The 6,289-nt window shown below is 65.1% G+C and carries 4 protein-coding genes and 2 pseudogenes; 2 read left to right on the top strand and 4 right to left on the bottom strand.

The features are described 5' to 3' along the window. Nucleotides 1-1,221 (bottom strand): annotated as a pseudogene (locus JHC79_RS22255) (hypothetical protein); the annotation flags it as partial. A gap of 284 nt (nt 1,222-1,505) precedes the next feature. Here JHC79_RS22255 and JHC79_RS22250 point away from each other — a divergent pair. Continuing rightward, complete coding sequence (locus JHC79_RS22250) at nt 1,506-1,889, top strand: hypothetical protein (RefSeq protein WP_296395002.1); 384 nt, start codon at nt 1,506-1,508, stop codon at nt 1,887-1,889. A gap of 422 nt (nt 1,890-2,311) precedes the next feature. Here JHC79_RS22250 and JHC79_RS22245 read toward each other — a convergent pair whose 3' ends face one another. The 3 genes from JHC79_RS22245 to JHC79_RS22235 all read right to left on the bottom strand — a co-directional run bounded on the left by JHC79_RS22245 (nt 2,312) and on the right by JHC79_RS22235 (nt 5,385). Next, the gene (locus JHC79_RS22245) at nt 2,312-3,169 is read right to left on the bottom strand and encodes an ArsR family transcriptional regulator (RefSeq protein WP_296394999.1); all 858 of its coding nucleotides are present in this window, start codon (nt 3,167-3,169) and stop codon (nt 2,312-2,314) included. A gap of 340 nt (nt 3,170-3,509) precedes the next feature. Further along, nucleotides 3,510-5,129 (bottom strand): hypothetical protein, encoded by a 1,620-nt coding sequence (locus JHC79_RS22240; protein ID WP_296394997.1) that lies wholly within the window; start codon nt 5,127-5,129, stop codon nt 3,510-3,512. 130 nt (nt 5,130-5,259) lie between these two features. Then, on the bottom strand, nt 5,260-5,385 hold the full coding sequence (locus JHC79_RS22235) for a hypothetical protein (RefSeq protein ID WP_296394995.1): 126 nt from the start codon (nt 5,383-5,385) through the stop codon (nt 5,260-5,262). 678 nt (nt 5,386-6,063) lie between these two features. Between JHC79_RS22235 and JHC79_RS22230 the strand changes: the two are divergent. After that, nucleotides 6,064-6,289, top strand: a pseudogene (locus JHC79_RS22230) (hypothetical protein); the annotation flags it as partial.

Here is a 6,289-nt window from a genome sequence, read left to right as displayed (position 1 = left end):
GGTCAGTTCTCTGATGCTTGTCGCCAGTGCTGTCGGCTGTACATCGCCGCTGCTCATTAGCTGCTCAACAATCTCGGCAGCGATGCGGAACGCTCGATTCCACCGCGGTTCTCGTAGTCCAGATTTGCCTAAGCCAGCAGACTCGCAGGCAATCTCAAGGACCTTGGTGCCCGCTCTGTCAGCGAGGATCTGCTGCTCCTGCCGAAACTTGTCGTCCAACGACATGCCCTCGATGAGATCGTCTGTCTCTCGGAGCCAGACGATCTTGAGGCCGGGCGCGAGTTTCGGGGGAAAGTACGTACGGGGGTCTACTCCCTCACCTCCGACGTGGCCCCACACGTATCTATGCCAAGGATTCTTCAGGAGCTCTTGGTGTCGCTCCGCGCGGTAGCCGGCGGCTTCGACCGGGGTCGGTATGCGGCCGTGCGGTCGATGGCTGCGACTCAGGGCGCGTGTGCTCACGAATCCGTAGCCCAGAATGCGCGCGACGAGCGCGCCGACGTCGATGGGCCATGTCCCCAACGTCTGTGAAACCACGGCAAGGGAAGGAACCCCGACGTGATCCCACAGGCGTGTCGGAGCGAAGTTCGCGGTTGTGTGAGCGACCGAGTATCTGAGCGGCAAGTCAGTCGCGTCTGCCATGTCCCAGGTGGATGGCATACGGGGGGCGTATATCGCGTGGGTTCGGGCGAATGTGGCGGCGAGGTCCGTCTCTAGCTCCTCACGGTCTCCGGTCATGTGGGCGTCGACTGGCCGAAAGTCGAGGCGATCGGCGACGTGGATAGGAATTCCCGTGGGTCCTTCTACGGCGGGATGAACAGCCACCGCCCATTTTCCGGAAGCAGTTGCAGCTGCTACAACCTGACCGGTCGCCTCGGTGGTGTCGGCGCCTCGTACATCAGTTTCAAGGCCGTGCAGTTCGACTCGAAGTTCGACAATGCGGCGTTGCAGCCAGAGTTCTGCGTCGAGTCCGTCGGTTGGGATGGCACCGAGCAAGCGTGCAAAGAAGAGTGGGTCGCCGTTCCAGAGGTGCCCGAGTTCTGGAAGCTGCGTCAGCTGGGGTCGGCTGTGCCTACGTCGCCAGTCGCGAATCTGTGTTGCGGTCACCAGTTCGCGCTCTGTTCCCGCGTTGAACACCGCGGCGATGTCGGCCGGTGTGCCGTCGAAGGACTCGAAGAAGTCAAAGAACGCGTCCCATGCCTTGTCGGCTCGATTGACCATCAGCCCTCCCGCAATATTGGCACACAAAATTGTTGTAGAACTTACCATTGTGGCATGCATATCGTCGCATGTGTCACCTTCGCTCGGGGGAGGCATGGGGACCAGTACCGCCGGCAGCAACGTCGATCAAGTACCTGGTCAGACTTTTTAGGAGGGCAATGATGAACGCTGTTGTGATGGGACGAGGCGGCCGGCGAACTGTGGCCGCGATGGCATGTGCAGCCGCACTGGGAATCACGGGGGCTACCGCCTCGCCGGCCTCGGCTGCGCCCTCGTGGTCCGAGATGCAGTACTGCACGATCGGGATCGTCGACTGCGCCGCAGCGCAGGACGCGGCCAGTTGGGCCACCGGAATCACTCAAGCGCGCTACAGCAGCGATGACGCTCAGTCGTTCCACGGCGGCCGGGCGGATTCCTACCGCCATTGCGTATGGGCAGGGGCCACGGCACAGCGGATCGGGGAAGATCGGGCAATGACCGTGCTGACGGTTCACGAGCTCGATGCGACCGACGGTCAGGACCACGTGCAGATGGACATCGAGAACGATCGGACCGGAGCAGGCATCGGCGACGCGTCCAATCAGCAGGGCGTGTCAGACACCTGGGGCTGGATCATGTCCCAGTGCGCGGCGCTGGCTGACTCCGGAAAGCTGACCCGCCTCTGGTGACGCGTCGACCGGCCGGTCGTCTGCTCTCGACGACACCAAGGCCGATCCGGGGACGTGGCCGCTGAAGATCGGCCGATCAGCACCATCCGAGATCGGATGGTGCTGGTCGCTGTTGTGGGTCCCGGAGTCGCCGCCCGCCGATAACGCATTTGCGCGAAAAGGGCCGTGCCAGATGAGTGCGACTGCCCGCCCGGATCTGTAGTCCGGGCGGGCAGTCGACACTTGAGGTAGGCCGATACCGGCGCTACCGTCGATGGCGAGGACGTCGGGGCAACGACGCCCTCGCCGAACAGATCAGTGATCTGTCAGATAGCGACACAGCTCGATCAGGACCCTGGCAACCTGGGCAAAGGCACTCACCGGCCCCCAGGGTTCCAGGGTCTTTTTCGGTCCACGGAACATCGTCATCACCTCCTCCCGTGTCACTCGGCAGCACTCGTGGTCGTGGGTGCGGCGGCGTCGCGGACGGCCTTGGCCGCCGCGCGCTGTGTGTCGCGGGATGCGCGGCTGTAGTCGCCAAGCAGCGAATAGCGGGTGCGCACGGTGACGCCACCGGGAGCCATCGGGGCCTTGACCGTGATCAGCCGCTCGCCGAGGAGTTTGTTGTTGCGGAGCTCGGCGAGGCCACGAGTGACTGAGCGGTCGGAGATCCCGTACCAGGCGGTCATGTCCGTGCGCGAGAGCCACACGTCGTCCTGGCCGTTGGTTTCCTTGAGGATGATCAGCAGCACCGCGAGACCGGGGAGGCCCAGTGTCGCGAACATCTGGCTCGTCCAGAACACGTGCGGCAGGGTGAAGTAAGGATCGTCGCTGGCCCCGCTCGGGATCGTGTACGCGGCCGCGCCGTCTTCGCGGCGGGGCACGACGCGGACATAGCGCTTGGTTCGGACGCGGGGTTCGATGAGCTTGAGATCCTCGAGGTCATTGAACGTCCGCGACAATGACGACGCCGACCAGGTGAGCCCGGTGGCCGCGTGTTTCCCGGTGGCCCGGAGCGCGCGGAGCCACGTGTCGGCCGACAGCGGAGTCTCGTACTTCTGGAGCCAGGGCCACCACCCCACCAGCAGGAGATAGAGAACCAAGGCGCGGTGCTGTCGGGCGGTCACCATCGTGCCGAGAACAGCTTCACGGATGCCTGTACCGGGACGCTGGACGAGCACGTGGCGGTAGACGCTGTACAGGCGGGGGGACCACTCGGTGAAGCCGATACGTCGGGTCTCTTCCGGCGTCGCGGGGGTGCTGTCATCGCCCGGGTCGGCGGTGTCTGTGTCGTCACTCATGGGCACAAGCGTGCCACCACCGGCCATCGTCAGTCTCCGGCGCAATTGGTCTCAGTTGCGGGCTCAGGCCTCACTATGAGATGCGCATGCGATACACGTGGGACTCGTATCAGATAAACGGTGCGACCCATGAACTGCCGATTTCATCCATTGGCGTTGTGGCTGGCGGGTTCTTAGGAGGAGTTGGGGCTTCTCGATACGTTTTTCCACCATCGCCCCTGGGGCGTTTCGGGGGCTTCGGCCGCGCACTGAGCCAGGGGGCGTCGTTCTTGTCGCGAGCATCGCTCACCGACTGCGTAAGGGTGGGTGAGCAGGAGTAGCCCGCGACCGAGAGGGGCGACTAGTTGTCGATGAACCAGCGAACGATGACCGCGATGACGGCGTGCGGGCCGGGACTGCTGAGCAGCAGGGTTGTCGACAGGCTGAGGGCCGACACGCCTAGAGCGAGGCGGCCGGTTCGGTGTGCGGCTCGTGCTGCACCCAGCGTCGCGACGGTAGACAAGATGCCGCGCAACGACGTCTCCGCAGCGACGAGGTCGGTGAGGGTTGCGAGTTGCGAGCCGCGAAGCTGCTCAGTGAAGTCGAACCGTGCCTCGTCCTCGTCGAGGTAGCGGAACGTGAATCGTGGGCGACGGTTGCCCGGTGCGTTCCACCACGCCGCCATCTCCCTGGCGGTCGTTGCGAGGTCGAGGCTCAGGCTGAGCATGTCCTGACGCAGGTCGGACAGCTGTTTCGGCGAGAAGGCTTGGTGTTGTCCGGCTGTGTCACGAACACTGGTGTAGCGAGCGCGCAGCGCGTCGACCATGTGGTCGACCGCGATCGCGAGCAGTAGGTTTTCGGTCTCCTCGGCTGCGCGATGAGCAACGGCGGTCGCGCTGTCAGGCTCCGGTCCGTAGATGTTCATGCCGGATCGTTCGCCGGCCGCGACGGTCCGGTTTCCCCACAATGCCCACGTGTTCTTGTCGAGGATGTTGTCGGTCTGCGAGCGGCCGCTTGGCGCCAGGAGGAGCTTCCGGACGTCCTGGGACTCGATGACCGCAAAGACCGACGACAGGCCGAGACCGCGGAGAACCCTGTCGTCCCCGCGCTGTTGGGTTGGGTCGTGCTGTTCGAGGAGCAGGACATCGACGAGCGGTTGGGGGGTGCTGCGGTTGCGGAAGAACCCTCCGCAATGGCGTTTCATCCACTCACGCGCTTCGTCGTGCAGCGCGCGTCGGGCTCGCTGGGTCTGGTTGTAGAACGCGAATTCTCGATCATCGGCCACCCGCCCGTGGGGTGTGCGTCGGAGTACGGGCTCATGTGCGCGATGCCACTCATGATCGAGTTGCTGCGCTGCGCCCGCGGCTAGTCGGAACCTCCCGATAACAGCCGTCAGTCCGGTGCCGAGCTGCATGGAGATCAGTTCGACCGACGAGGCAATATCGGGCCGACGGTATTGGTCGACGTCTACCAGTCGTGACCACCGGTAGCCACCACCGGCGCGGGTATCGGCCATGTAGTCTGCCGAGCTGCCTTCGTGAAGAGACGCCATCATGGGTGGATAGCTCTCATACAGGGCCGCCAGGTCCGCCGCCGCGCTGGGCGGGAAGAGTTCGACGACCCAGATCGCGGGAACAGTGACGTGCTCGTCATCGGGGACGGTGATGTTATGCAAGGGATCTTCTGGGCTCCACGCCTTGTTGCGGTCGTGGTCGTTGAATCGCGTGAGGTCCGTTCGCCACCGCCCCAGACGATGTCGGACACGCCTCGACATCAGTCGCCGGGGCCACGAGCGCAGCGTGGCGTCGAGAGCGAGGAACGGGAGGTCGTACCAGCGGCGGCGGATCTCGCCGATGAACGGGGCCTTTCGGCGCGCCGCTAAGAGGTAGCTGTCGTCGTAGCCGGGCGGGAATCGAATCCCGTTCTCGGCCGGTTCCTCGGCCGAGGTCTCCTCGCCGGCCTGACCACCCTCGTCTGTCACATGACCCCCTGGTCTCTACCGCGCGCCGCGCATGGGCGACACACCGTCACGGTAAGTCACTCAATGACTGACCAGCAGCGCGACCAACGCAATCACGATCCCCCGCGGTTCCGACGGTGGGAGCTGGGCGTCAGAGAACCAGGACGGCGGTGTCGTAGGCGGTGTGCGCGATGATCGTCGGCCAGAGACTCCGGGAGAGTAGTGCGGCCAGGGTGCGGCGCTGGCCGTCTCGGACGAATCGTGCCGTCAGCGTCACGGATAGCGACGACTGGTTGCAGTACGCCGCGCTCGGCAATCGACGTTACGAACGCCTTGTCGAGGACAACGTCGGTGAAAACGTTGATGTCGATGACTAACTCGGTCGGATTCGACCGCTACGGGTGGTGGCCACCGTGCTGGTGTGCGGATGGATTGGCACCGACACCCACCTTGAGGCGCTTCTACTCGCCAGCCCGCATCTGCCGGCGATTGGCAATACACCGGGCACGTGGGGACCGGCTTCACCACCGCCGGCCGACGCACCTGCTGAGCTAGCTCGTCGCCATCGAGCGGTCCGACCATCCCTTGGACTCCACTTCCCCCGGCCTCGACCGCCGGCGCCCGGTGGGTACGACCGGACCTGTGGGCGAGGTGCACTACCGGGAGTTCACTGGCCGATTATGAAACGCCAGTTGGCGGGGTCTGCGTGTAGACGGCGGCGCGGCGGCCACCCAGTGACCTATGTGAGAGGGTCGCGCAGGTCGAACCGCTCGCCGAAACCTGACGTGTTGTTCACGGGTGTGCGTCTGGGGCGGGGATGTGGTCGGGTGCAGGCCCGGCGGTAGCCGGAAGCCGTCCATCAACCCGTCTGGCGGCAGTCCATCACCAGTGGGCGCCCCTTCCTACCCGCTGGTCAGCCAGCCGCTCTCCCGTCGAACGTGCCGGCTAGGTAGGTGTGCATGTCGCCCGCGAACTCCGCGGGATCCTGGCGGTCGCCGGCGGCGTCGATCGCCGCAGTGCCCAGGGTGGCCAGTGCCGTCCACCCGGCGTCGGCACCGGCGGGTTGCTGTCCGGCGCGCAGGGCGGCAGCTACAGGCGCCTGGACGGACTGCCGGCAGAGAACATGGCCGCCTTGGCCGCCGAGTACTCCACCATCGTGGCCAGAGGGGTGACCGTGGCCC

The organism is Williamsia sp., assembly GCF_016462415.1.
Lineage (GTDB): Bacteria > Actinomycetota > Actinomycetes > Mycobacteriales > Mycobacteriaceae > Williamsia_A.
The sequence above is the reverse complement of the archived record's forward strand: the minus strand, read 5'-3'. Positions and strand labels throughout refer to the sequence as shown.

Coding starts and splice junctions, on each gene's coding strand:
- JHC79_RS22250 (WP_296395002.1), top strand. CDS start 1,506: ATGCAGTACTGCACGATCGGGATCGTCGACTGCGCCGCAGCGCAGGAC.
- JHC79_RS22245 (WP_296394999.1), bottom strand. CDS start 3,169: ATGAGTGACGACACAGACACCGCCGACCCGGGCGATGACAGCACCCCC.